This window comes from Pseudomonas nitroreducens TX1 (assembly GCF_000313755.1).
Taxonomy (GTDB): Bacteria; Pseudomonadota; Gammaproteobacteria; order Pseudomonadales; family Pseudomonadaceae; genus Pseudomonas; species Pseudomonas nitroreducens_A.
Genome location: NZ_AMZB01000104.1, coordinates 27,131 through 49,637, shown reverse-complemented (window position 1 = coordinate 49,637; position 22,507 = coordinate 27,131). Strand labels below are relative to the sequence as shown.

Genomic DNA, 22,507 nt, shown 5'->3' with positions numbered 1-22,507 from the left:
CATCGTGGGGGCCTGATTGGGTTGTAGTGGGAGCACTAGTGGCGCGTGTTTCCTTTGGGAAGCTTGAGCTGGATCAAGGCGATGAGGTCCGGCTCGGTCTCGCTTCCGAGTTTCAGCTCGCCATGCAGCAGGCGGCACAGGCGTTGCGCCAATTGGATCCGTGCCTGGTCGGGCAGCGCCGCCAGTTGCGGTTGCACCGGCTCACCCCGCGCACTGCGAATGGTCAGTCGCCACTCGACTCCGGCCTGGGGTAACGCGCAGCCCTGGGCGCTGATCGCCAGAGCGGGCAATTGCGCCCTGTGCAGGCCGCGCAGCAGCACGACGAGCAAGCGCCGGTAGCGGCTCGGGTCGATCCAGGCCCAGCGATCCTCCGGGTCTGCTTGGAATAACGGTTGCGGATCGCAGGCGCCCAGGGCCTTGCGGGTCAGATGGTTGAGCTCGTCCGGCCGGGGCAGTGTCAGCGGGGTGCCCCTGTCCAGTTCGATCAGTTCCACCAGCACCTCGATCGTCTCGCGCATCTTCGTCAAGTGCAGGGGCAGCGCTTCCAAGCTGGCGTCGGCCGGGTACTTCGCCTGGAACCCGGCAAACAGGCGGGAGATGGCCTCCAGATCGCGCAGCAACTCATGCCCGGAGGCCAGCAGGTACGCCGCCCGGCTGGCGAACAGCGTCTCCAGGTAAACCTTGGCTTCCTGCAGGCGCTCGACGAAGTGTTCGTTATCGGTGATGTCTACGTAGTAGCAGAACACACCGACCATCGAGCCGTCGTCTTCATGGATCGGCAGCCCGATCAGGCGGTAGATTCGCGTTTCACCTTCGACCTTACCGGAGGCCACCAGGGAGAATGGCAATCCACTGGTGGCTCCTTCGAGATACTCTCGATGGCTGCGGGCGATCTGCTGCGGGTCCACCAGGCTCATCTGCGAAAACGGCAGGCCGACCAGCTCGGCCTGGCTGCGGCCATGCAGGTCGGCGTAGCGCTGATTGCAGGCCAGCAGGACGCCGTCGACGCTCCACAGGCTGGCCGCATTGGGCAGCAGCTGCAGCAGCTGTTCGATGTCCTGTGCCTTGGCGGTCGCCGGTGCGGACTGCCGTGTGAGGTATTGGACCTGCTGATCGCTGAGCAGGCCGCGCACTTGCGCGGCGGCGACAAGATCGATCAGTGAATCGGTCCGGGTCTTCTCCAGCAGGCGGGTCTTGTAGGTGCTCACCGTGCGGTCGCTGATCGCCAGTTCGTCGGCGATGTCCTTGATCCGGTAGCCCTGGGCCAGGTACTGCAGCACGGTCAGCTCGCGCGGGGTGATGGCTTCTCCGAGTGGAAGCCCCTCGCCGGCAACGCCGTTGTGTCCCGCGGGAAAGATCTTGCGGCCGCTGAGTACCAGCTTCACCGCCTCGTCCAGCTCCGTGGGCAGATCACCCTTGTGCACGTAGCCACAGGCACCGGCCTGCTGGCTCAGCTCGTGGTAGTGCGCGCCGGACAGTTGGGTGAATACCAGCGTCTTCAGCCGCGCTTTGTCGCTGCGCAGCCTGCGCAGGAGCTCCAGGCCTCCCAGGCGGGGCAGCTCCAGGTCGAGCAGCAGCAGGTCCGGATGCAGGCGTTGCACCAGGGCCAGCGCTTCGCGGCCGTCGCCGGTTTCGCCGACCACTTCGTGGCCGGCCTGCGCCAGGCGCTGGCGTAGCGCCTCGCGGATGAAGGGCTGTGGATCGGCGACGACGATGCGGCTCATCCCTGCGGTCCTATGTTCGTTTCCCGCAGAGAAGGGTAGCCCAGCTCAGGCCTCGCACAGGGCCGGGGCGAGCAGGCGGGCGGCGAGGTACAGGCCGATACCGAAGACCAGGTGGGTGAGCAGGCTTTGCAGCCTTGCCCTGGCAGGGGCGCCGGTCTTCGCGGCGGCGATGCCCAGGCCGAACGCCGGCTGCAGGATTAAGTACGGCATGGCCACGGTGGCCACGCCGAACAGCACAGCGGGTGCTGGCGAGGGTTGGCAGACCCAGTCGCGGTCAAGCGCGACCAGCGCCAGGGCGAAAGCGATGCCGGTGAGGTAATGGATGGTCCAGCCCAGCGGCCGTTCGCCGGCCACCGGCGCGGCCTTGCCGATGGCGGTATGGCGGAACCGACCGCGTGGCATGTGGCCGACCCAGCGGCCGACCAGGGCGTAATCCAGCGCGGGTAAGCCGAACAGCCGCTGGCGTAGCAGGGCCCAGCCGTCCATCAGCAGGGTGGCACCGATGCCGATGGCGGCGATGTGCAGCAGAAGCGTAAGCGAGTGGGGCATGGCTAATTCCTTCAGGTGAGTCGATGGAAGCAGCATCCCGGTTCAAGTGGACTTGAGGTCAAGCACCCCGCGCCTGCCTTTCGCTCAACGCTGAGCCGAGCACGTAGAACACCCCGCCGCCGATGATGAAGGCGCCGAGCATGACGAACACCCAGTGCGGCGCAAACAGGGCGAGGAAACCGCCCACCAGGATCGGCCCGAAGGCGCCGCCGAGGTTGGCCAGATTCTGTGTGCCGTAGTAGACGCCGCGCAGGTGGGGCGGGGCGATGCGGTCGATGAACATGTATTCGGCGGGAATCACGATGATCTCGCCCAGGGTGAACACCACCATCGCCAGGCCCCAGTGCCAGAGGCTGTGGGACAGGCCGAAACCGACGATGCCGAGCACGAACAGCCCCAGGCCGACGATCAGCCAGCGCTGCAGGTGCTCATTGCCGATACGCTTGCCGAGCAGGTACTGCAGGGCGATCACGGTCACCGCGTTGACCCCGAGCAGGGTCTGGATGACCTGGTAGGCGTATTCCGCAGTGCCGGTGGCCACCAGGTACTGCGAGAGATAGGCGGAAAACTGGCCGAACACCACGGCGGTGAGCACGCCGCCGAGGGTGAAGTACATCAGCCGGTGGTCCTTCGCCAGCACACCCATCACCGCGATGAACGAGGGCGGCGCCACGCCTTCGGCCGGGCGCATGCCGCGGTCGCCGTAGCGCGCAAAAACCAGCAGGAAGAGCGCGCCCAGGCCCGCCGAGAGCACGAAAGGCAGGTGCTGGCTCCAATGCGCCAGCGCAGCGCCGATGAAGGGGCCGATGGCATAGGCGAGGTTGATCAGCGTATAGCGGATGGAGAAGGCGCGGCCCTGTTCGCCGGCCGGCAGCAGGCGTCCGAAGATGGTCTTCACCACCACGTCGGTGACGGAATAGGCAAAGTTGAAGCCCAGCAGGAACAGGAAGAACAGCCATAGCTGCGTGCTCAGCAGCATGCCGGCGAAGGCGGCGACGAAGCAGGTGCCGAAGCCGAGGATCAGTCGGAAACCGGGCATCCGGTCGATCAGGAAACCGCCGTAGAGGCTCAGCAGCGAGCCTCCAAACAGCGCGCCGCCGAGGATCAGGCCGATGCGGCTGACGGGCAGGACGAACCGGGTCGAAAGGTAGATCACCAGGAAGGGCAGGGTGATGGCCCGGCCCAGGGTGAGCAGGAAGGTGCCGGCTAGCAGCAGGTTGACCTGTAGTGGATAACGCTTGAGCGCGGCGAGCATTCCATGCCTCGGCTGACGGTGGGAGCGGGAGGGCCCCGATCCTATCAGCACCAGCTTGGTGCATGGCAAGCGCCGGGAGCCCATGCGAACCCCCGGCGTGCCCGCTGCCTCAAGTCCTGGATTTTTCCCTGGCACGTAGCGCCTTGACTGTCTCGCCACCCACACCCCAGCTGTCGGTGGGGATTTCCTGGATCACCACGAAAGTGCTCGAGGGCGGTTTGCGCAGGACACGCTCCAGCAGTTCGGTGACACCTTCGATGAGCTGGCGGCGCTCGTCGGCGGTGACGCCTTCGTCGGTGACCTGGATGTTCACGTAGGGCATGGCGGTTCTCCGTTGGGGATTGAGCGGGGTTACCAGACGCCAGTGGTGGAACCGCCGTCGACGTTGAGGACGCTTCCGCTGACGAAGGTCGAGTCGGTCAGGTAGAGCACCGCGTCGACGATATCCTGCGGGTTGCCGATCCTGCCACTGGGGGACAGTCCGCGCAGGAAGGCGTGGGTGCCTTCGTCACTGGCGTGCAAAGGGGTTTCGATGATCCCCGGCGCCACGGCGTTGACCTGCACGTGGGAGGCTGCCAGCTCCAGGGCGAGTCCGCGCACGGCGCTGTTCAGGCCGCCCTTGATCAACACCGGCAGCAACGCCGGGACCTTCACGTTGGGTTGCATCGCGATGGATGCGGTAATGCTGATGATGTGCCCCGAGCCGTTGGCCGCCATGTGCCGGGCGGCTGCCTGCGACGGGTAGAAGAAGCCCATCAGGTTGGTAGCAACGATGGCATTGACTTCTTCCTCGGTGTAATCAGTGACGGGTTTGGGAATGAAGATGCCGGCATTGTTGATCAGGATGTCCACTCGGCCGAAGGCTTCGATGGCCTGGTCGAACAGGCGTCTGGCGGTGTCCGGTTTGGCGATGTCGCCGGCGACGGCGAGGAAGTTGGACGGATGGCCCAGCCGCGCGGCGGCTTCCTCCAGGCGGGCCTGGGTGCGTGCGTTGCCGACCACGTTGTAGCCGCGCTCCAGGTAGGCGCGGGCGATGGCGAAGCCGAGGCCACTGGAGGCGCCGGTAACGATGACGGTCTTGCTCATGGTGAGATCTCCGAGAGTGGGGCGGGGCGGTGTGCCCGCGTCTTGGAGGCCAATCTAGGTTGCAATCGGTAATTGAAAAATGAGGCTGATGGCATTTGAATTGATACTTCATGTAATTAATAGAGTCATGCCATGACGCGCCATTTCGACGATCTGCAACTGGGCAGCATCGAGTTGTTCTGCCTGGCTGCGGAGACCGGCAGCTTTACCGCCGCCGCCAACGAGGCGGGCATCACGCCGGCCGCGGTGAGTCGCTCGGTGGCGCGCCTGGAGGAGCGCCTGGGCGTGCGCCTGTTCGTCCGCACTACGCGGCAGATGCGCCTGACCGACGATGGCCGCAATTACTTCGAGCAATGCCGGCAGGCACTGACCCAACTGGTGGATGCCGAGCGCGCGGTCAGCGGCGGCCAGAGCATTGCCTCCGGGCGCCTGCGCATCAGCGTGCCGACGCCCTACGCGCATTACCGCTTGTTCCCGCGGCTGCCGGAGTTTCGCCGACGTTATCCGCAGGTGCAGGTGGAGGTGCATGTCAGCAACCGCAATATCGACTTCGCCAACGAGGGCTACGACCTCGCCATCCGTGGCCGCGACCCGGCGGATTCCAGCCTGGTGGCGCGGCGCCTCGAGGAGGCGGAGAACGTGGTCGTCGCCACGCCCGAATACCTGGCGCGTGCCGGCACGCCGCATACGCCGGACGATCTCGCCAGGCATGAATGTATCCAGTTCGAACTGCCCAGCACCGGGCGCCGCGTGCCCTGGACGTTCCAGGTCGACGGCAAGCCAGTGGAAATCGAGACGGCTGGCGGCTTCACCGTGCTGGAGGATTACCTCGCTACCGCGACCCTGGCCAAGTTCGGCGGCGGGCTGATGCAGGCCTATCGCTTCACTGTGCAGGAGGAACTGGAGCGGGGCGACTTGGTGGAAGTGCTCAAGGACTACGGCCGGACGACACGGCCATTCCTGCTGATCTACCCGCACGCGCGCCATGTGCCGTCGCGGGTGCGCGCCTTCATCGAGTTCATGCTGGAGACGCGCGCGTAGGAGCGGACCCGACTACGGTGCGACCTTTTGAGGAAAGGAGGCGGTGCGAATTCAAGGACAATAATAGGAGATAAGATACAAACACTTCGCATTTACAATTAATTTACATCTGCATACACTTTGGCTCCCCGCTGGCGTCCACCACGTCAGCATTCGCCAACCCGAGTCATTGCGCCGCCAGAGCGCAAAACCTCGCACCGAAGGATCCTTCTGCAGATGAAAGACGTAGCGTCGGGAGCGCTCCTGCTCAGTCTCTCCACTTTTGCTCTCCCCGCAGTGGCGGCCCCTGTGGCCATCGACCTGCCCAAGCAGCCCCTGGCCGCTTCCCTGGAGCAGTTGCAATCCGCAACCGGAATGCGGATTTCCTATGATCGTGCCCAGATCGCCAAGGTTGGCGCGCCGGCACTCAAGGGCAACATGGAGCCGAGCGAGGCACTCGATCGTCTGCTGGCGGACAGTGGCCTGCAGGGCACGGTCAACGGCAATAACGCGCAGGTCAGCGGTACCGCACGCGGCGCGTCGGGCAATGACAGCGTCGACCTGGGCGCCACCGACATCGTCGGCGCGGCCAGCGTGGCGCCGGGTACCACCGAAGGCACCGGTTCCTACACCACGGGCGTGATGCAGACCTCCACCAAGCTGAACATGACCGTCCGCGAGACGCCGCAGTCGGTCAGCGTGGTCACCCGCCAGCAGATGGACGACCAGAACATGCAGGACCTCGACGATGCGATCCGCGGCGTCACCGGCATGACCGTCCAGCAATATGGCCCCGCGCGGGTGAGCTACGCCGCGCGCGGTTTCGACGTCGACAACATCATGTACGACGGGCTCGCCACCAGCATTTCCACCTACACCCAGGACGTGATTTCCGCCGCGGACCTGGCGATGTTCGACCGCGTCGAAGTGGTGCGCGGCGCAACGGGGCTGATGCAGGGCGCCGGCAACCCGGCCGCCGCCGTCAACATGGTGCGCAAGCGCCCGACCCAGGACTTCCACCTGAGCCTGGAAGGCAGCGCCGGCACCTGGGACCGCTACCGCAGCCAGGTCGACGTCTCCGGCCCGCTGAACAGCGAAGGTACCCTGCGTGGTCGCGCGGTGGCCGCCTACGAGACCCGCGACAGCTTCCAGGACGTGGTCAGCGGCGAGCGCGGCGTGCTCTACGGTATCACCGAGGCCGACCTGAATCCGGATACCACCCTGACCCTGGGCGCGTCCTACCAGAACGACAACAAGAACGACAATTGGGTAGGCCTGCCGGCGCCGCTGGGCGGCCGCCACCTGGACCTCAAGCGCTCCGACTACTACGGCGCCGACTGGTCCTACTGGGATACCACCACCACCCACCTGTTTGGCGACGTGGTGCACCGCTTCGACAACGGCTGGCAGATGAAGGTCGCCGCCGACAAGCTGTGGGCGCGCATCGAGATGCTTGGCCTGTACAACAGCTGCTACTACACCGAAGGCTGTCCGACCATGATCCAGGGACCGGGCAAGTACTCCTACACCGACGACCACCAGAGCTACGACGCCTTCGCCAACGGGCCGTTCCAGGCCTTCGGCCGCGAGCACGAGCTGGTATTCGGCGGCAGCTACCGCGAAGAGCGCTTCGATGGCCACGGCGGCTGGGGCGACCTGTACTACAAGGACGGCTCGCCGGTCACCCCGTTCGACCCGACCAAATGGGACCCGTCCTCGGTGGCCAAGCCCGACATCGACATGAACCTGTGGGGCATGAAGCTCGACCAGGAGCAGAAGGGCGCCTACGTCACCACCCGCCTGAACATCGCCGACCCGCTCAAGGTGATTCTCGGCGGCCGCCTGGACTGGTACGAGGCCGACCCGCACAACGAGACCGGCACCCAGAAGGTCACCCGCAACGTCACCCGCTACGCCGGCGTGGTCTATGACCTGAACGATGTGTATTCGGTCTATGCCAGCTACACCGACATCTTCAAGCCGCAGAGCAACTTCGACTCCAGCGGCAGCCTGCTCGATCCGATCACCGGCAAGAACTACGAGATCGGCCTGAAGGGCGAGCACTTCGGCGGCACGCTGAACACCCAGGTCGCGCTGTTCCAGATCGACCAGGAAAACCGCGCCACCGACGACACCAGCGGCCCCTCGCCGTGCCCCAGTTCGCCGACCTCCATGTACTGCTCCCGTGCCTCGGGCAAGGTCCGCAGCCAGGGCGTGGACATGGAAGTGAGCGGCGCGCTGACCGAGAACTGGCAAGCCATGGCGGGATACACCTACGTCGACGCCAAATACAAGCACGACAGCAACGAAGACAACGTCGGCAAGCCCTTCGACCCGACCAAGCCGCGCCACCTGTTCAAGCTCGCCACCAGCTACAACCTGCCGGGCGAACTGCACAAATGGCGCGTTGGCGGCAACCTCGTGACCCAGAGCCAGACCGAGGACACCAGCACCGGCTTCCAGCAGGGTGGCTACACGGTGACCAACGCCATGCTCGGCTACAAGGTCAACGAGAACATCGACACCCGGGTGAACTTCAACAACATCTTCGACAAGTACTATTACAGCGGCATCAGCTTCGGCAACCTGAACTACGGCGAGCCGCGCAACCTGATGTTCACGGTGAAGTACTCGATGTGATCCGCCTGGCCTGAACGAAAAAAAGCCCCGCATCGTGGGGCTTTTTTGCTGTTTGTAGGAGCGAGCTTGCTCGCGAACAATCTGCCGGCGACTGCGGTATGGGGCAGTTCGCGAGCAAGCTCGCTCCTACAGGTTCAGCCCGTAGGGCGTATAACGCGCCAGCGTTATCCGCCGCGAAGTGCCGGCGGATAACCTGTTCCAGGTTATCCGCCCTGCGTATCTGACGTTGGGCGGTTCGCGAGCAAGCTCGCTCCTACAGGTTCAGATCACCACCTTGCTCCTCAGGCGCGGCCTTCGGCTCTCTCGAACAGATCGAGCAGATCGAGCAGTGTGCTCTCCAGATACTCGCCAGCACGGTAGGCGGGCTTGAGCGCATCACCACCCGCCACCACGTCCTGCGGTCGTTCGATGAAACGCCCCACCGGCTGGAAGTCGCCATCGAGCACCAGCGCCACCGGGATCAGGATGCGATCCAGTTCCATGCGCTCGCGCAGGTCATCCTCGGCACGGCCCTTGGTGATCACCGCCAGTTCCACGCGCGGTTGCAGGCGTTGCAGGTGGTCCATCACGGTAACGTTGATCTGGCAGTCCGGGCACCACATCTCGCCGGCGATCAGCAGGCGGTAGCGGCCCTCGACGGCCTGGATGCGGCGCAGGGTATCGGCGCTGATCGTGCCGGGCTCGGCCAGCAACTGCTGGACCGTGCGCACGCCGGCGATCTCGCCGGGCAGGCCGTGGGCGACGAAGGCGTCGAAGCCTTCGCCGATGGAGAAGAGTTCCTCATAGGAGGCCATGGGGATTTCCTTGAAACGGGTGATGGCTCATCCCAGCAGAAATCCCCGTGGCGGGCAATCAGCTCTTGGCGGTCTGCGCCTTGGCGGCCGCGAGGTAGGGCGCCAGGCGCCGGCCCATTTCCTCGCCCAGCGCCTGCAGGCCGCTGAGCGGGCGGACCATCACTTCGAACTCGACGATCTTGCCGTCTTCGTCGAAGCGGATCATGTCGATGCCCTTGAGGTCCTTGCCGTTCACCGTGGCGCTGAACTCCAGCACCACGGTCAGGCCGTCGCCGGTGGCCAGTTCGCGGTGGTAGGTGAAGTTATCGAACACTTGCAGCACGGTGTTGAGGATGGTCGAGACCACCGGGGCGCCGGGGTAGGGCGAGTGCGCCATGGGCGAGCGGAACACCGCGTTGGGTGCCAGCAGTTGCGGCAGGTTGGACAGATTCCTGGCGGCCACCATCTGGTGCCAGCTGGCCTGCGAAGCGGCGGCCTGGGGGTGCAGGTTCAATGCGGTCACGGGAATACCTCTTGAGAGTTCTTGTTGTTCACTCAGGACGATACGGCCGGTCCGGCAGCGCGCTCAATGATCGGAAATGACAGAAGACTGATCCTGGCGTACAGGGTTTTCAGTGCGTGGCCGGGCTGATCAGGTAGCTCACCAGCTGTGGATCGTCGCCTGGCTCGACACTCTGCACCGGGCGCGGCAGGTCGGCGAACACCGCTTTCCAGAAGGCCGCCGCCACCTCGTCCTGAGCGTAGAAACGCACCAGCCAGGGGCCGGGATTGCCCAGCAGCACCTGGTTGGCCAGGGCACGGCCAATCCCTCTGCGACGGTACTTCTTCAGCACGAAAAGGTCCGACAGCTCCAACGCGTCGATACCCGGCAGTTCGCTGCCCTCCACCAACAGGAAGCCGGCGATGAAACCGTCGGCGAGGATCAGGTTGGCGCTCCACTCCGGCTCGCTCCAGTAGCGCGCCAGGTGCTCCTCGTGGATGTAGAAGCGGCCGTCGACCTCCACGTCCTCGTCCTCCCAGTCCGACGACTCGTAGGCGTAGTACTGGTAGAGGTTGCGGATCAGGTCCTGGTGTTCAGGGCCGGTCTGCACCAGTTGGATGGACAGGTCGTTCATGGTCGGGAGGCTCGCGGCGAGGCGGAAGAGGGTGGATGACCGCCATTGTCGCCCATTCCCGTGGCAATGCCAGTGGCAGGCGGGTTTGAACCGCGCCTGGGCCGGGTGCGATGATGCAGGCGCCTCCACCTTCGAGACCCCGCCGTGCGAACCGACAGCCGCCTCTCGCGCATGCTCCACGTGCTGCTGCACATGGCCCGCGACGACCAGCCCGTGACCTCCGAGCGCATCGCCCAGATGCTCGGCACCAACCCGGCCGTGGTGCGGCGGACCATGGGCGGCCTGCGCGAGGCCGGCTACGTGCGCTCTGAGAAGGGCCATGGCGGCGGATGGACGCTGGACTGCGACCTGGCCCAGGTCACGCTGCTGGATGTCTACCGCGCGGTGGGCAGCGAGCGCCTGTTCGCGATGGGCTTCGACAACGTGCATCCGGACTGCCTGGTGGAAAAGGTGGTCAATGATGCGCTGCAGGACGCCATGGAACAGGCCACCGCCATCCTCCTGGAGCGACTGGGTGCCGTGTCCCTGGCCGATCTCGCCGAACGCTTCACCGCGCTCTACCCGAAAAACCACTGATGGTTGCTGGCTGAAATGCCGGTCGATGACTGGCGTTGACCCTGTGTGTTTAATCAAGTTACTTTAAAAGTAGCGAGATATTCAAAGCTTTTTCGCAATCCTCAGGAGCCCACCCATGATCGATCTCTTGAACTCGCCGCTGGCCGGCGCGCTGTGGATCTGCCTTGCGCTGGCGATTGCCGCCTCCGCCCTGTCCATGACCGTCACCCAGACCGAACTGTTCGCGCCGTTGCGCGCGCTGGCCTGGAAAGTCCACCCGCAGGTCGGCCACCTCTTCCAATGCTTCTATTGCTTCAGCCACTGGGTGGTGATCGCCGGCACCCTGGTCTACCGTCCGGTAGTGATCGCCAGTGGCTGGGCGCCGGTGGACTGGCTGGTGGCGACCTTCTTCACCATCGCCCTGACCGCGATGTTCTGCGGGCTGCTGTTCAAGGTGTTCCTCACCGCCATGGCCAAGGCCGTGAGCGAGCGGGAGCTGAAGAAGCTGTTCGCTGGCGAGTGAAACGCAAGGGAATCTGCATGAACCACTCCGAACTGATGGCCCCTTTCCACGACCCCGACGCCGCCGCGCGCTACGCGGAAAACCCGCCGCGATTCGTGCCCGGCCTGTTCGATCTGCACCGCATGGCGGCGATCCTGCTGGCCGAGCAGGCCCCGCACGACGGCCATTTGCTGGTGCTTGGCGCGGGCGGCGGTATGGAGTTGCGAGCCTTCGCCGAGGCCCAGCCAGCCTGGCGCTTCACTGGCGTCGACCCTTCCGCCGAGATGCTCGCGGTGGCGGCTCAGATGCTTGGGCCGGACACCCAGCGTGCCGACCTGCTGCAGGGCTATATTGAAGACGCGCCAGAGGGCCCGTTCGACGGCGGTGCCTGCCTGCTGACCTTGCACTTCCTGCCCGAGCCGGAGCGCCTGCGGGTGCTGCGGGAGATCCACTCCCGGCTCAGGCCAGGCTCTGCCTTCGTCATGGCACATCTTTGCGTACCGCAAGGCGCTGGCGGGCGGGCGCGCTGGCTGTCGCGCTATGCCGAGTTCGCTGTCAGCGCCGGCATGGAACCCGCCCATGCGCAGCAGGCTCGCGGTGCCGTGGATGCGCACCTGAACATCCTCACACCCGAGCAGGACGAAGCGCTGCTCTGGGAGGCCGGCTTCAGCCGCATCGAGGCCTTCTATGTCGGCTTCGCCTTCCGCGGTTGGGTCGCGCTTGCCTGAGGTTTCGGTCTGCTAGGCTGGCGTCCCGTTTGTGCTGGACGACAGTCAATGCAGATTCCTGCCACCCGCATCATCCACCAGACCGAGCACTGGCTGCTCAACCACCATCTGGCGTCCGCCTTGCCGGGCTACCTGATGCTCGGCTCGAAGCAGCCGGTGGAGTCCCTGGCCGACCTGCCGGAATCCGCACTGGCGGAAATGGGCGTGTTGATGGCGAAAGTCCAATGCATCCTCGAAGAGACACTGCAACCCAAATGGCTGTACATCGGCCGCTTCGGGCATTCGCCAGGCTTCCCCATCCACTTCCATTTCATCCCGGTATACGCCTGGGTAGAGGAATTGTTCTGGGCCGATGCGCGCTATCGCTCGCTGACTCGGTTCGCTCATGTCGAAGACGCCGCCACCCAGACCGACGGCGCCGAACTGACCCTGTTCGTCTGGCGCGAATTCGGCGAAGCGCCCGTGCCGCCCGCCGTGCAGGGGCCATCGGTCGAGCAGGTGATCGACTGGTTACGCGGTCGTTTCGCCCAGCCCCAGTGATTCCAGCAGCCAGTCATGGAACAGCTTCGCCGCCGGTGACAGCTGGCGGTGGCGCAGGGACACCAGGTATTCGCCACGCTCGGTGACCATGGCCAGATCGGTCACCCGTTGCATCTCGCCATTGGCCACGGCTTCGTCGGCCATGAAACCCCAGGCCAGGCCGATGCCCATGCCCTGCTGCACGGCGCGGTAGGCGAGGGTGAGCTGGTTGAACACCGGGTCGCTCTCCGCCGGCTGATAGTCCTTGCCGAAGTGGCCGAACCAGTCGTGCCAGTCCAGGCAGCTCCAGGCCGAGGTATCCAGCTGCACCAGCGGGGCAGCGGCGAGCTGGTCCAGGGTGGTGATGCGGGAGGCATCGAAGTCCGGCCGGGCAACGGGGTAGACCACTTCCGGCAGCACGAAGCGGCTGTCCAGCGTGGTCCAGTCGCCCGCGCCGTAGAGGATGCCCAGGTCGAAATCCACCAGGCTCGCCTCGTCCATCTCGTTGATTGCGTGAACGTGCACCGCAATGCCCGGATGCGCCTTGTTGAACTCGATCAGCTTGGGGAACAGCCAGAACTGCGCCATGGCATGGGTCGCCAGTACCGACACGGCGTTGCTCTGGTGCACGTTGCGGATGCGCCGCACGCTGTGCTGCAGGCGGTCGAGGAGCATGTCAACGGTGCCCAGCAGCTCGACACCGGCGGCGGTGAGGGTGACGCCGCGGGGTTTGCGCTCGAATAGCGGCACCTTGAGGCTGTCTTCCAGGGCGCGCATCTGCTTGCTCACCGCACTCTGGGTGAGGAACAGCTCGGTAGCGGCCTGGGTGAAGCTGCCATAGCGGCCGACGGCCTCGAAGGCGATGAGGGTTTCCAGGGGCGGCAGGGTGCGCAGGTAACGGCTGATGACGGCTCTCCGGTGAAGGTCCGAGGCATTCCTGCAGGGAATGTCCTGGTGCGGATTTATCCTTGGTCAGAACCTATCACAACGGCTACCGTGGCGGCTCTTTATGGGCATTCACCGAAGTATCGAGGTTGCTGGAATGAAACGCGGGGTGGTCTACGCAGGCATGGCAGGGGCAATCTGGGGTGGGGTGATCCTCGCGCCGTCGCTGGTGCCGGAATTCAACCCGCTGCTGATCAGTTCCGTGCGCTTTGCGCTGTATGGCGCCATCTCGCTGCTGATTGCCTTGCCGGTGGCACTGGGCCTGCTGCGCCGGGTCAGCCGTGAGGACCTGTCGATGCTTATCCGCCTGTCCCTGGCAGGCAACCTGCTGTATTTCGCGCTGCTCTCGGCCGCGGTGCAGTTCGCCGGGGTGGCGGCGGCCTCGCTGATCAATGGCATCATGCCGCTGGCGATCAGCTACCGCAGCCGTTCGGAGCACGACTCGCTGCCGCTGTCGCGGATGAAGATGCCGCTGGCGCTGGTCGCGCTGGGCATTCTCTGCATCAACCTCGATCCGTCGGCGCTGATGGCCGCCGGCAGCACGGCGGGCGAGCGCCTCCTCGGCATCGTGTGTGGCTTTTCGGCGGTGCTGTGCTGGTCCTGGTATGCCACCGCCAATGCGCGTTACCTCAAGGCCAGCCACTTCAACAGCCACGAGTGGTCGACCCTGATCGGCGTGGTGACAGGGGTGATGGCCCTGGTGCTGGCGGGCGTGGGTGTGCTGATCGCGCCGCAGGCGGTGCCGACCGGCATCTCCGCGGAGCGCTGGATGGTGTTCCTCTGGGTCTCGCTGTTCCTTGCCATCTTCGGCTCGTGGGTCGCCAATGGACTGTGGAACGCGGCGACGCGCCGCCTGCCGATGAGCCTCGGCGGCCAACTGATCGTCTTCGAAACACTGTTCGCCTGCGCCTACGCCTACCTCAACGAGCAGCGGCTGCCCGGCCCGGTGGAGGCGCTGGCCATCGCTCTGCTGACCGTCGGCGTGCTCTGGGCCATCGGTCTGCACCGTGCGCCGGCAGAGGTTCCGGCGCGCGCCGTGGAGTCCTGAGTCAGGCCTTCGGGCTGCCTTCCAGGCGCGGGCTCCAGTCTTCCACCGCGCCGTTCTCCAGGCGACGCGACAGGGTGCGGCGCCAGTTCGGCGGCAACGGCAGTTCCAGGCATTCGCGCAGGACGTCGACGTCCACGCGCTTGTCGAACAGCACGGCGGATAGCCGCTGCAGCGACCACTCGGCATGGGGGCGCTCGACCAGTTCCAGTATCGCTCCGGCGGCCACCATGCCTTCCTCCAGCACGCGGTAATACCAGCCGGTGCGCCCCGATTCCTGCACCCGCAGGGCCATTTGCGCTACGTCGAAACGGTCGTTGAGCTTCCAGCAGGGCATGCGCCCCTGGGACACCTCCAGCAAGGCCGTGCCGGCGCGGATGCGGTCGCCCAGGCAGAGGTCCGCTTCGGTCCAGCCGGTGGTGCTGAAGTTCTCGCCGAACGCGCCGGGCTGGCACAGCAGGGGGTGTTCGCCGAGTTCGGCGACCCAGGCGGCGTAGTGCTCGCGGGGGTAGTGGTGGATGGCCTTTTCGATGCCGCCGTGCACGCGCAGGTCGCCTTGCTCGTCGCTCTCCAGTCCCAGCGTGGTCACCGCCAGATGGGCCTCTCGCGCTTGCTTGGCGATGGCGCTGCGCGAGCCCGGGCGAGTGAAGGGCACGGCTTTGCCGGTGAGGAGGGCGTCGAGGGAAACGGCGGGCAGGCTCATGACGGGACTCTCGGTGTGGAAATGGTATCGACCAAAAACTACCTGGACAAAATCCGTCAGGACGGTAGGCTCTGTCAAGGTTTCGATTCGATACAAAGTAAGTTTCCCCTTTTGATTTCGCGAGAGTCCGCCATGCACAAGTACCGCCTGACTATCCAGCGCCACGGCCAGTTGCTCGGCCATTTCGATTCCGATCTGCCCTGGGCGAAGGAGGCCGTGGCCAGCATCGCCTGTTGCCTGGGAGAGCTGGGTTACGGCCTGGAGCTGATGGTGGCCGACAGTGAGCGTCGCCTGCTGGAGAGCTCTCCTGCAGGCATCAAGGTGCTGGCCAGCGAGCCGCTGTTTCGACCGCTGGCGCTGAGCGACCTTTAGGTGTGCGGATAGACGGAGTCCGCTCCTGCGGGGCTCTCCAGGCGGCCCCGTCAGCGGCCCGGTGCCGAAGAAGGTCACGCCGCTGTCGAAGGCCCTGCGTAAACGGATGCCATCCTGGCGGTCGACCACCGGCCCGTGGCCATAGCCCAGGCCCAGGCAGCCCAGGCCCAGCGTCGATACCTGCAGGCCATTACGGCCCAGTGCGCTGGTCCATTGGGGTCTCTATTGAAGAGGGAAGGGCAGGATTGCCCGGTGAAACGTCCGGGATGGACTTTACTCAAGGACTTTCGTGGTGATTAGACGGGCAAAAGCGCAGTCGCCTATGAGCCTGGCTCTTGGGTTATGGCGGGGCATTCATGAGGTTGCCTCATAGGTCCAAGCGCGTTTCGCCGCTTAATCACCGGCCTGGCACGGCCTAGCATGGCCCCCAGTTCATCAGCGAAGCGGAGCACACCATGAGCGAACCAGCCTCCACCGCCCACAAGGCTTTCGGCGACATCGCCCCGGCGCTGGCCGACTACACCGACCAGGTGCTGTTCGGCGATGTCTGGGAGCGCCCCGGCCTCTCGCCACGTGACCGTAGCCTGGTCACGGTTTCCAGCCTGGTGGCGCGCTACCAGGCCAACGAGCTCCATTTCCACCTGGGCCGGGCGCTGGACAACGGCCTGACCCGCGAGGAGCTGATCGAGGCCATCACCCACCTGGCTTTCTATTCCGGCTGGCCCACGGCTTCCACCGCGCTGGGCGTCGCCCGCCGTGTGTTCGCCGAGCGCGACGCGGCCTGAGGAGTACTGCATGCAATACCGTTACCTGGGCCGCAGCGCCCTGAAAGTCTCGCCCCTGTGCCTGGGCGCCATGATGTTCGGCGGCGAGACCGATGAGCCGACTTCGCGGCGCATCATCGACAAGGCGTTCGAGCAGGGCGTCAATTTCCTCGACACCGCGGATGTCTATCACAAGGGACGCTCCGAAGAGGTGGCGGGCCGCGCGGTGGCCGCCCGCCGCGATGACTGGGTGATCGCCAGCAAGTTCGGCAATGCCCTGGGCGATGGCCCGAACCACCGCGGCCAGTCGCGCAAGTGGATCTACCAGTCGGTGGAGGACAGCCTGCGCCGACTGGACACCGACTACCTGGACATCCTCTATTTCCACCGCACCGACGTCGATGCGCCGCTGGAAGAAGGGCTGCGCGCAGTGGGCGAGCTCATCCGCCAGGGCAAGGTCCGCTATTACGGCCTGTCCAATTTTCGCGGCTGGCGTATCGCCGAGGTGGTGCGCCTGGCCGACCAGCTGGGCATGGACCGACCGATCTGCAGCGAGCCGCTGTACAACCTGGTGGACCGTACCGCCGAGGTCGAGCAACTGCCGGTCGCCGGGCACTACGGCATTGGCGTGGTGCCCTACAGCCCGCTGGCCCGCGGTGTGCTCACCGGCAAGTACCGGCCCGGTGCCGAGCCGCCAGCGGATTCCCGCGTCGGCCGTGGCGACAAGCGCATCCAGCAGACCGAATGGCGGCCCGAATCCCTGCAGATCGCCCAGCGCATCGCCGGGCACGCCGTCGCCCGTGGCACCACGCCGGCGGCATTCGCCCTGGCCTGGGTGCTGAACAATCCGCTGGTCAGCTCGCTCATCGCCGGCCCGCGCACGGAGGAGCACTGGGATGGCTACCTGCCGGCGCTGGACCTGCAACTGACCGCCGAGGATGAAGCCTTCGTGGACAGCCTGGTGCCGCCCGGCCATGCCTCCACGCCCGGCTACAGCGATCCTGCCTATCCCGTCGAAGGCCGTCCGGCCCGTTGAGCACTGTCTTTTAACCGACCCATCCGAAGCGTCAGGAGCACTATCGATGAAGACCCTTGGATATGCCGCGCAGAACCCGCAGGACCCGCTCGCGCCCTTCACCTTCGAGCGTCGTGCATTGCGCGACAACGACGTGGCGATGGACGTCCTCTACTGCGGCGTCTGCCACTCCGACCTGCACCAGGCCCGCAACGACTGGGGCTTCAGCCGCTACCCGATGGTGCCGGGCCATGAGATCGTCGGCCGGGTCACTGCGGTCGGCTCGAAGGTCAGCCGCTACCAGGTCGGCGACGCCGTGGCGGTGGGCTGCATGGTAGATTCCTGCCAGGTGTGCGATCAGTGCCGCAAGGGCGAGGAGCAGCTGTGCCGTGAAGGCAATACCCAGACCTACAACGGCGTGGACCGCCTCACCCGCGAAGCGACCCAGGGTGGTTACTCCAAACAACTGGTGGTGCGTGAAGAGTTCGTCCTGCGTGTGCCGGATGGGTTGGACCTGAGCAAGGCCGCGCCGCTGTTGTGCGCGGGCATCACCACCTATTCGCCGCTGCGTACCTGGAATGTCGGGCCGGGCAGCCGCGTGGGCGTGATCGGTCTCGGCGGCCTGGGACACATGGCGGTGAAGCTGGCGGTCGGCCTGGGCGCCACCGTCACTGTGCTCAGCCGCACGGCGGACAAGCGCAACGACGCGCTGGGGCTGGGCGCCGATGCCCTGCTGGTGTCGTCCGACGCCCAGGCGATGAAGGCGGCGGCGAACAGCTTCGACCTGATCATCGACACCGTGCCGGTGAAGCATGACCTGAAGCCCTATATGCCGCTGCTGGACATCGACGGCACGCTGGTCATGGTCGGGCAGGTCGGCCCCATCGATGACATCAGCAGCATCCCGTTGCTGCTGGGACGCCGACGCATCGCCGGCTCGCCCATTGGCGGCATCGCCGAGACCCAGGAGATGCTCGATTTCTGCGGCAAGAAGAACATCCTGCCGGAGTGCGAGATGATCCGCATGGACGAGATCAACCATGCCTTCGAGCGCATGGAGCGCTCCGACGTGCGCTATCGCTTCGTCATCGACCTGGCCACGCTCTGACGGGTGCATGATGCGCCCGGCTTTCATTCCTGGTGGCGCAGCGCGTCCACCAGCACCGAGAAGGCGCGGGATTTCTGCCGCCGGCTCGGGTAGTAGAGGTGGTAGCCGGGGAAGGTCGGGCACCAGTCCTCCAGCACTTTTTCCAGGCGCCCGACGGTGACGTATTCGGTGGCCATGTCGGCGGGCAGGTAGGCGAGGCCGAAGCCATCCAGCGCCGCTCGAAGGATGTGCGGGCTGCTGTTGAAGGTCAGTTGGCCTTCGACTCGCGCCTTCACTTCGTGACCGTCCCTGGCGAACTCCCAGGCCATCAGCCCGCCGTAGGTCGGCAGGCGCAGGTTCAGGCAGTCGTGGCCCGCCAGTGCAGGGACATCCAGCGGGCGGCCCTTGCGGGCGAGATAGCTCGGGCTGGCGACTACTGCCATGCGCAGGTCCGGGGCGATACGGACGGCGATCATGTCCTTGGCTACCTGATCGCCCAGGCGCACGCCAGCGTCGAAGCGTTCGGCGGCGATATCGGTCAGTCCGTAGTCGATGCTCACCTCGACCTTGATATCCGGGTAATCCGGCAACACGGCCGCCAGCTTCGGCCAGAGCACGGTGCTGGCCGCGTGTTCGGCGGCGGTGATGCGCAGGGTGCCGACCGGCTTGTCGCGAAGGTCACTGAGGGCCGCCAGCTCGGCTTCGATCTCCTCGAAGCGCGGCGCCAGCGTCTGCAGCAAGCGCTCGCCCGCTTCCGTGGGGGAAACGCTGCGAGTGGTGCGGCTGAGCAGGCGCAGGCCGAGGCGGGTTTCCAGCGCGCGGATGGTGTGGCTCAGCGCCGACTGGGAGACGCCCAGTTGCGCCGCTGCCTTGGTGAAGCTGCCTTCGCGCGCGACGGTGACGAAGGCAATCAGGTCATTGAAATTTTCCCTTGGCATTTCGGCTCCGCTGCATCCCGCGCGGCGGGGAGCCGCGCCGGGGCAGTGTATCCGATGGCTACAGGGTGACCACGACTTTGCCGAACTGCTGGTTGGATTCCAGATAGCGGTAGGCCTGGACGATCTCGTCGAAGGCGAAGGTGCGGGCAATCACCGGGCGTAGCGAGCCATCCGCCAGGCCGGTGTAGATGAAGTCGGCGGCTTCGCGCAGGCGCACCGGGTCTTGCAGCACTTCGTGGATCCGATAGCCCCGCAGCACCAGCGAGCGGCTCAGTACCTCGAACAGCGGGAAGGGCGTGGGCTCGGGGCTCAGGCCGCCATACTCGATGAGGATGCCGCCCTCGGCCATGGCAGCCGTCAGCGGCTCGAAGATCGGCCCGCCCACCGGGTCGAAGACCACCCGTGCGCCGGTCTTGCCGGTGATCTCGAACAGGCGCGAGCGCAAGTTCTCTTCTTCGCTGGCGATGACCCCGGCGGCGCCCGCCTGCAGCAGCGCTTCGCGTTTGGCCGAAGTGCGCGTCACGGCGATGGGCACCGCGCCCATGCGCCGGGCAATCTGGATGGCGGCGAGGCCAACGCTGCTGGACGCGGCGGTGATGACGACGAAATCGCCCTCGCGCAGGCCGGCTGCCTGAACCAGCGCGCCATAGGCGGTGAGGTACTGCATCCAGGTGGCGGCGGCGTCGGTCCAGGCTTGCCCCGGCGGGTTCTTCACCAGGCGGGACTGCGCAACGACCAGGTATTCGGCGTGGGTCGGTTCCTGCTTCATCGAAGTCGGCGGCAGGACGCTCACCGCATCTCCCACGGCAAACCTGCGCACCTGACTGCCCACGGCCTCGACCACGCCGGTGGCCTCCAGGCCCAGGCCAGAGGGAAACTGCGGGCTTTCGATGTAGCGGTCGGTCCGCAACAGGACCTCTGCGCGGTTCAGTCCCAACGCCTTGACCCGGATGCTGACATCGTCCGGCCCAGGCTGGCGAATCGCGACCGGCTCTATGCCCAGAACTTCGGGGCCACCGATCCGATGAAAGCGAATGGCCCGTGCCTTGAGTCTTTCCATGTGATGCTCCAATACGAAAGTGATCTGACGTAAAGGAACTATCTGTGAAGGTTGTCAGCGGATAAATGGCGTATAAATGCGGTTAGTCGAAATCAGGAGTTTCGAATGGATCGTCTGACCAGCATGGAAGTCTTCGTTCGTGCGGTGGACCTCGGTTCCTTTGCGGCGGCCGCCGAGGCCCTGGAGATGTCCGCGCCGATGGTGGGCAAGCACGTGCGCTTCCTCGAGGAGCGCCTGGGCGTGCAGTTGCTGATGCGCAGCACGCGCCGGCAGAGCCTGACCGAGGCAGGGCGGATCTACTGTGAGCGCTGTCGCGCGCTGCTGGCCGATGTCGAGACGGCGGACATCCTTGCCAGCGGCGAGGTAGCCGAGCCTCGCGGCAGGCTGCGGGTGGCCCTGCCGGTGCACTTTGGCCGGCGTTGCGTGGCGCCGGTCCTGCTGGAGCTGGCGCAACGCTACCCGCAGCTGGAGCTGGACCTGCGCTTCAGCGACCGCCTGACGGACCTGGCCGAGGAGCAGATCGACCTGGCCATCCGCACCGGCGCACCCCAACCCAGGGACGGAGTCATTGCACGCTGCATCGGCCGCCAGCGCATGGTGGTGTGCGCTGCGCCGGCCTACCTGGATGTGCAGGGGCGGCCGCAGAGCATCGAGGAGCTGGCCGCGCACCGGTTGCTGGTCTACCACCGCTCCGGACGGATAAATCCCTGGTTGTTCCCCCGAGAAGGGCAGTTGCCCGAAGCCTTCGCGCCGCACTCGCGGCTACGTTTCGATGACCTGGCTGCCATCTCCGACGCGGCGATTGGCGGTATGGGCCTGACGTGGCTGCCCTACTGGCTGGTGCGCGAAGCCATTCTTGCGGGCGAACTGGAGGAGTTGCTGCCGCAGCAGCCCGGCTACCTCTACGACGTCCACGCGACCTGGCTGCAGACCGCGCAATTGCCACGCAAGGTGCGACTGGCCATCGATGCCCTGGCCGAGGCGATGCCTCGGCTGGTGGAGTAGGGCGGCGCGCTGCCGCCCGTAGTCAACGGCTGGGGGTGAGCTGCAGCACGCGGTCGCGGCCGCCTTCGGCGAGCAGGTAGCCGCCCTTGCCATCGGGCACGATGGACTGCGGCGCCTTGAGGAACGAGAGGATGGTGCGTGGTTCGCCCTTGCCGTCCCAGAGCAGCAGGCGCGCGCGGTGGGTGGCGTCTTCGCTGATCCACAGGCCATGCTCGTCACACATCAGGAAGGTGGGCTTGTTCAGCCCGGACAGCAGTACCGGGTCCTTGCCGTCTTCGCTGAACCGGTGCACGAGACCCTTTTCCTTTTCGGAGTAGAGCAGGCTGCCATCGGTGCAGCGGGTGATGGACTCGGTTTCCTGCAGGTGCTGGCGCAGCACCGTCAGCTCGCCGTCGCTCCAGCGATAGCGCAGCAGGCGGCCGTTGTCGTGGCTGTCTTCGATGGCATACAGGTAGTCGCCGTCATTCCACAGGCCCTGCACGGAATTGCCCAGGAACAGGTCGCTGACCTTGCCATCCTTGAGCAGTTGCACGGGGCGGTGATCGATTTCCTGGCTGAACACCCAGCCGCCCTGTGCGGCGATCATGCCGTCGGGCTTGGACAGGCCATCGATCATGACCCGTCGTTTGCCGTCGACGGCGATATGCAGGATGTTGCCCTTGCCATTCTTGAGCTCCTGGCTGACCAGCAGGCCGCCATCGGGGAGTGGCACCAGCGAGGCGGCCTTCTGCACGTCTTCGTGCAGCACCTCGTAGAACCAGCCGTCGGCGCTCTGCACCGGATAGAAGCCCTGCCAGATGAAGAAGCCGACGGCACAGGCGACGAGCAGGCTGGCTGAGGTCAGGGCGGCGCGGAGGACGGAACGGCCGGGCGAGCGGGCGGAAGACTGGGACATGGATCGATCGCCAAAACAGAAGGAGGGGACGCTGGCATCCAGCATGGGATCGGCGAGTTAACCAGACAGTTCAGCGTGGGGCCAGCGCTCGAACGGGTGATTGAGGTCACGTTCCTGCAGCGCCACGCGCTGGAGCGACGGGCGAACGCCAAAACCTGCCATGGGAAAGCCGCGAACCGGGCCAATCACCG

At 65.6% G+C, this 22,507-nt stretch carries 25 protein-coding genes; 12 read left to right on the top strand and 13 right to left on the bottom strand.

Annotated elements, in window-relative coordinates; translation table 11 throughout:
• Positions 1–35: 35 nt before the first annotated feature.
• The 5 genes from C167_RS33280 to C167_RS0111555 all read right to left on the bottom strand — a co-directional run bounded on the left by C167_RS33280 (position 36) and on the right by C167_RS0111555 (position 4,614).
• Positions 36–1,724, bottom strand: a complete 1,689-nt coding sequence (locus tag C167_RS33280) for a response regulator (protein ID WP_017518442.1) — start codon at positions 1,722–1,724, stop codon at positions 36–38.
• 45 nt (positions 1,725–1,769) lie between these two features.
• A complete protein-coding gene (locus C167_RS0111570; protein WP_017518441.1) occupies positions 1,770–2,273 on the bottom strand; it encodes a DUF2938 domain-containing protein in 504 nt (167 codons plus the stop codon).
• Positions 2,274–2,331: 58 nt separating this feature from the next.
• Entirely contained in the window at positions 2,332–3,528 is a 1,197-nt protein-coding gene (locus tag C167_RS0111565) for an MFS transporter (protein WP_017518440.1), read from the bottom strand.
• Between the two features lie 109 nt (positions 3,529–3,637).
• Positions 3,638–3,850 carry a tautomerase family protein gene (locus tag C167_RS0111560; RefSeq protein WP_017518439.1) on the bottom strand — a complete coding sequence of 71 codons (213 nt, stop codon included), beginning with the start codon at positions 3,848–3,850 and terminating at the stop codon, positions 3,638–3,640.
• Positions 3,851–3,879: 29 nt separating this feature from the next.
• Positions 3,880–4,614: an SDR family NAD(P)-dependent oxidoreductase gene (locus C167_RS0111555; protein WP_017518438.1), complete on the bottom strand. Its 735-nt coding sequence runs from the start codon at positions 4,612–4,614 to the stop codon at positions 3,880–3,882.
• Between the two features lie 132 nt (positions 4,615–4,746).
• Between C167_RS0111555 and C167_RS0111550 the strand changes: the two genes are divergently transcribed.
• The gene (locus tag C167_RS0111550; RefSeq protein WP_017518437.1) at positions 4,747–5,655 is read left to right on the top strand and encodes a LysR family transcriptional regulator; all 909 of its coding nucleotides are present in this window, start codon (positions 4,747–4,749) and stop codon (positions 5,653–5,655) included.
• A gap of 216 nt (positions 5,656–5,871) precedes the next feature.
• Positions 5,872–8,274: a TonB-dependent siderophore receptor gene (locus C167_RS0111545; protein ID WP_026078966.1), complete on the top strand. Its 2,403-nt coding sequence runs from the start codon at positions 5,872–5,874 to the stop codon at positions 8,272–8,274.
• A gap of 281 nt (positions 8,275–8,555) precedes the next feature.
• Here the strand turns inward: C167_RS0111545 and C167_RS0111540 are convergent, their stop codons facing one another.
• The 3 genes from C167_RS0111540 to C167_RS0111530 form a co-directional block, all read right to left on the bottom strand.
• Entirely contained in the window at positions 8,556–9,068 is a 513-nt protein-coding gene (locus C167_RS0111540; RefSeq protein WP_017518435.1) for a thioredoxin family protein, read from the bottom strand.
• Positions 9,069–9,126: 58 nt separating this feature from the next.
• On the bottom strand, positions 9,127–9,570 hold the full coding sequence (locus C167_RS0111535) for a nuclear transport factor 2 family protein (protein ID WP_017518434.1): 444 nt from the start codon (positions 9,568–9,570) through the stop codon (positions 9,127–9,129).
• 109 nt (positions 9,571–9,679) lie between these two features.
• Positions 9,680–10,183 (bottom strand): GNAT family N-acetyltransferase, encoded by a 504-nt coding sequence (locus C167_RS0111530; protein ID WP_017518433.1) that lies wholly within the window; start codon positions 10,181–10,183, stop codon positions 9,680–9,682.
• A 144-nt stretch (positions 10,184–10,327) separates the two neighbouring features.
• Here C167_RS0111530 and C167_RS0111525 point away from each other — a divergent pair, with 144 nt between their 5' ends.
• The 4 genes from C167_RS0111525 to C167_RS0111510 all read left to right on the top strand — a co-directional run bounded on the left by C167_RS0111525 (position 10,328) and on the right by C167_RS0111510 (position 12,508).
• Complete coding sequence (locus tag C167_RS0111525; RefSeq protein ID WP_017518432.1) at positions 10,328–10,759, top strand: Rrf2 family transcriptional regulator; 432 nt, start codon at positions 10,328–10,330, stop codon at positions 10,757–10,759.
• Between the two features lie 115 nt (positions 10,760–10,874).
• Entirely contained in the window at positions 10,875–11,261 is a 387-nt protein-coding gene (locus C167_RS0111520) for a hypothetical protein (RefSeq protein ID WP_017518431.1), read from the top strand.
• Between the two features lie 17 nt (positions 11,262–11,278).
• Complete coding sequence (locus C167_RS0111515; RefSeq protein WP_017518430.1) at positions 11,279–11,968, top strand: class I SAM-dependent methyltransferase; 690 nt, start codon at positions 11,279–11,281, stop codon at positions 11,966–11,968.
• Positions 11,969–12,016: 48 nt separating this feature from the next.
• Positions 12,017–12,508, top strand: coding sequence for an HIT family protein (locus C167_RS0111510; RefSeq protein ID WP_017518429.1), 492 nt, complete (start codon positions 12,017–12,019; stop codon positions 12,506–12,508).
• On the opposite strand, the gene C167_RS0111505 is transcribed toward C167_RS0111510, so the two are convergent.
• Positions 12,479–13,393, bottom strand: coding sequence for a LysR substrate-binding domain-containing protein (locus C167_RS0111505; RefSeq protein WP_026078965.1), 915 nt, complete (start codon positions 13,391–13,393; stop codon positions 12,479–12,481). The genes C167_RS0111510 and C167_RS0111505 overlap by 30 nt on opposite strands.
• Before the next feature lie 136 nt (positions 13,394–13,529).
• On the opposite strand from C167_RS0111505, the gene C167_RS0111500 reads away from it, so the two are divergent.
• Positions 13,530–14,480 (top strand): DMT family transporter, encoded by a 951-nt coding sequence (locus C167_RS0111500; protein ID WP_017518427.1) that lies wholly within the window; start codon positions 13,530–13,532, stop codon positions 14,478–14,480.
• A 1-nt stretch (position 14,481) separates the two neighbouring features.
• On the opposite strand, the gene C167_RS0111495 is transcribed toward C167_RS0111500, so the two are convergent.
• Positions 14,482–15,180, bottom strand: coding sequence for an MOSC domain-containing protein (locus C167_RS0111495; RefSeq protein WP_017518426.1), 699 nt, complete (start codon positions 15,178–15,180; stop codon positions 14,482–14,484).
• Between the two features lie 132 nt (positions 15,181–15,312).
• Here C167_RS0111495 and C167_RS0111490 point away from each other — a divergent pair, with 132 nt between their 5' ends.
• The 4 genes from C167_RS0111490 to C167_RS0111475 all read left to right on the top strand — a co-directional run bounded on the left by C167_RS0111490 (position 15,313) and on the right by C167_RS0111475 (position 18,439).
• A complete protein-coding gene (locus C167_RS0111490; RefSeq protein ID WP_017518425.1) occupies positions 15,313–15,552 on the top strand; it encodes a hypothetical protein in 240 nt (79 codons plus the stop codon).
• Positions 15,553–16,007: 455 nt separating this feature from the next.
• A complete protein-coding gene (locus tag C167_RS0111485; RefSeq protein ID WP_017518424.1) occupies positions 16,008–16,337 on the top strand; it encodes a carboxymuconolactone decarboxylase family protein in 330 nt (109 codons plus the stop codon).
• 10 nt (positions 16,338–16,347) lie between these two features.
• Positions 16,348–17,352, top strand: coding sequence for an aldo/keto reductase (locus tag C167_RS0111480; protein ID WP_017518423.1), 1,005 nt, complete (start codon positions 16,348–16,350; stop codon positions 17,350–17,352).
• A gap of 46 nt (positions 17,353–17,398) precedes the next feature.
• Complete coding sequence (locus tag C167_RS0111475; RefSeq protein ID WP_017518422.1) at positions 17,399–18,439, top strand: NAD(P)-dependent alcohol dehydrogenase; 1,041 nt, start codon at positions 17,399–17,401, stop codon at positions 18,437–18,439.
• Positions 18,440–18,462: 23 nt separating this feature from the next.
• Here C167_RS0111475 and C167_RS0111470 read toward each other — a convergent pair whose 3' ends face one another.
• Positions 18,463–19,356, bottom strand: coding sequence for a LysR family transcriptional regulator (locus C167_RS0111470; protein ID WP_017518421.1), 894 nt, complete (start codon positions 19,354–19,356; stop codon positions 18,463–18,465).
• A gap of 58 nt (positions 19,357–19,414) precedes the next feature.
• Entirely contained in the window at positions 19,415–20,416 is a 1,002-nt protein-coding gene (locus tag C167_RS0111465; RefSeq protein ID WP_017518420.1) for a zinc-dependent alcohol dehydrogenase family protein, read from the bottom strand.
• A gap of 105 nt (positions 20,417–20,521) precedes the next feature.
• Between C167_RS0111465 and C167_RS0111460 the strand changes: the two genes are divergently transcribed.
• On the top strand, positions 20,522–21,421 hold the full coding sequence (locus C167_RS0111460) for a LysR substrate-binding domain-containing protein (protein WP_017518419.1): 900 nt from the start codon (positions 20,522–20,524) through the stop codon (positions 21,419–21,421).
• A gap of 22 nt (positions 21,422–21,443) precedes the next feature.
• Here C167_RS0111460 and C167_RS0111455 read toward each other — a convergent pair whose 3' ends face one another.
• On the bottom strand, positions 21,444–22,316 hold the full coding sequence (locus tag C167_RS0111455; RefSeq protein WP_017518418.1) for a hypothetical protein: 873 nt from the start codon (positions 22,314–22,316) through the stop codon (positions 21,444–21,446).
• Between the last annotated feature and the right edge of the window lie 191 nt (positions 22,317–22,507).

What these genes read in the sequence shown, in the direction of transcription:
- C167_RS33280 (WP_017518442.1), bottom strand. Translation starts at nt 1,724, where the DNA reads ATGAGCCGCATCGTCGTCGCCGATCCACAGCCCTTCATCCGCGAGGCG.
- C167_RS0111570 (WP_017518441.1), bottom strand. Translation starts at nt 2,273, where the DNA reads ATGCCCCACTCGCTTACGCTTCTGCTGCACATCGCCGCCATCGGCATC.
- C167_RS0111565 (WP_017518440.1), bottom strand. Translation starts at nt 3,528, where the DNA reads ATGCTCGCCGCGCTCAAGCGTTATCCACTACAGGTCAACCTGCTGCTA.
- C167_RS0111560 (WP_017518439.1), bottom strand. Translation starts at nt 3,850, where the DNA reads ATGCCCTACGTGAACATCCAGGTCACCGACGAAGGCGTCACCGCCGAC.
- C167_RS0111555 (WP_017518438.1), bottom strand. Translation starts at nt 4,614, where the DNA reads ATGAGCAAGACCGTCATCGTTACCGGCGCCTCCAGTGGCCTCGGCTTC.
- C167_RS0111550 (WP_017518437.1), top strand. Translation starts at nt 4,747, where the DNA reads ATGACGCGCCATTTCGACGATCTGCAACTGGGCAGCATCGAGTTGTTC.
- C167_RS0111545 (WP_026078966.1), top strand. Translation starts at nt 5,872, where the DNA reads ATGAAAGACGTAGCGTCGGGAGCGCTCCTGCTCAGTCTCTCCACTTTT.
- C167_RS0111540 (WP_017518435.1), bottom strand. Translation starts at nt 9,068, where the DNA reads ATGGCCTCCTATGAGGAACTCTTCTCCATCGGCGAAGGCTTCGACGCC.
- C167_RS0111530 (WP_017518433.1), bottom strand. Translation starts at nt 10,183, where the DNA reads ATGAACGACCTGTCCATCCAACTGGTGCAGACCGGCCCTGAACACCAG.
- C167_RS0111520 (WP_017518431.1), top strand. Translation starts at nt 10,875, where the DNA reads ATGATCGATCTCTTGAACTCGCCGCTGGCCGGCGCGCTGTGGATCTGC.
- C167_RS0111515 (WP_017518430.1), top strand. Translation starts at nt 11,279, where the DNA reads ATGAACCACTCCGAACTGATGGCCCCTTTCCACGACCCCGACGCCGCC.
- C167_RS0111510 (WP_017518429.1), top strand. Translation starts at nt 12,017, where the DNA reads ATGCAGATTCCTGCCACCCGCATCATCCACCAGACCGAGCACTGGCTG.
- C167_RS0111500 (WP_017518427.1), top strand. Translation starts at nt 13,530, where the DNA reads ATGAAACGCGGGGTGGTCTACGCAGGCATGGCAGGGGCAATCTGGGGT.
- C167_RS0111495 (WP_017518426.1), bottom strand. Translation starts at nt 15,180, where the DNA reads ATGAGCCTGCCCGCCGTTTCCCTCGACGCCCTCCTCACCGGCAAAGCC.
- C167_RS0111490 (WP_017518425.1), top strand. Translation starts at nt 15,313, where the DNA reads ATGCACAAGTACCGCCTGACTATCCAGCGCCACGGCCAGTTGCTCGGC.
- C167_RS0111485 (WP_017518424.1), top strand. Translation starts at nt 16,008, where the DNA reads ATGAGCGAACCAGCCTCCACCGCCCACAAGGCTTTCGGCGACATCGCC.
- C167_RS0111480 (WP_017518423.1), top strand. Translation starts at nt 16,348, where the DNA reads ATGCAATACCGTTACCTGGGCCGCAGCGCCCTGAAAGTCTCGCCCCTG.
- C167_RS0111475 (WP_017518422.1), top strand. Translation starts at nt 17,399, where the DNA reads ATGAAGACCCTTGGATATGCCGCGCAGAACCCGCAGGACCCGCTCGCG.
- C167_RS0111470 (WP_017518421.1), bottom strand. Translation starts at nt 19,356, where the DNA reads ATGCCAAGGGAAAATTTCAATGACCTGATTGCCTTCGTCACCGTCGCG.
- C167_RS0111465 (WP_017518420.1), bottom strand. Translation starts at nt 20,416, where the DNA reads ATGGAAAGACTCAAGGCACGGGCCATTCGCTTTCATCGGATCGGTGGC.
- C167_RS0111460 (WP_017518419.1), top strand. Translation starts at nt 20,522, where the DNA reads ATGGATCGTCTGACCAGCATGGAAGTCTTCGTTCGTGCGGTGGACCTC.
- C167_RS0111455 (WP_017518418.1), bottom strand. Translation starts at nt 22,316, where the DNA reads ATGTCCCAGTCTTCCGCCCGCTCGCCCGGCCGTTCCGTCCTCCGCGCC.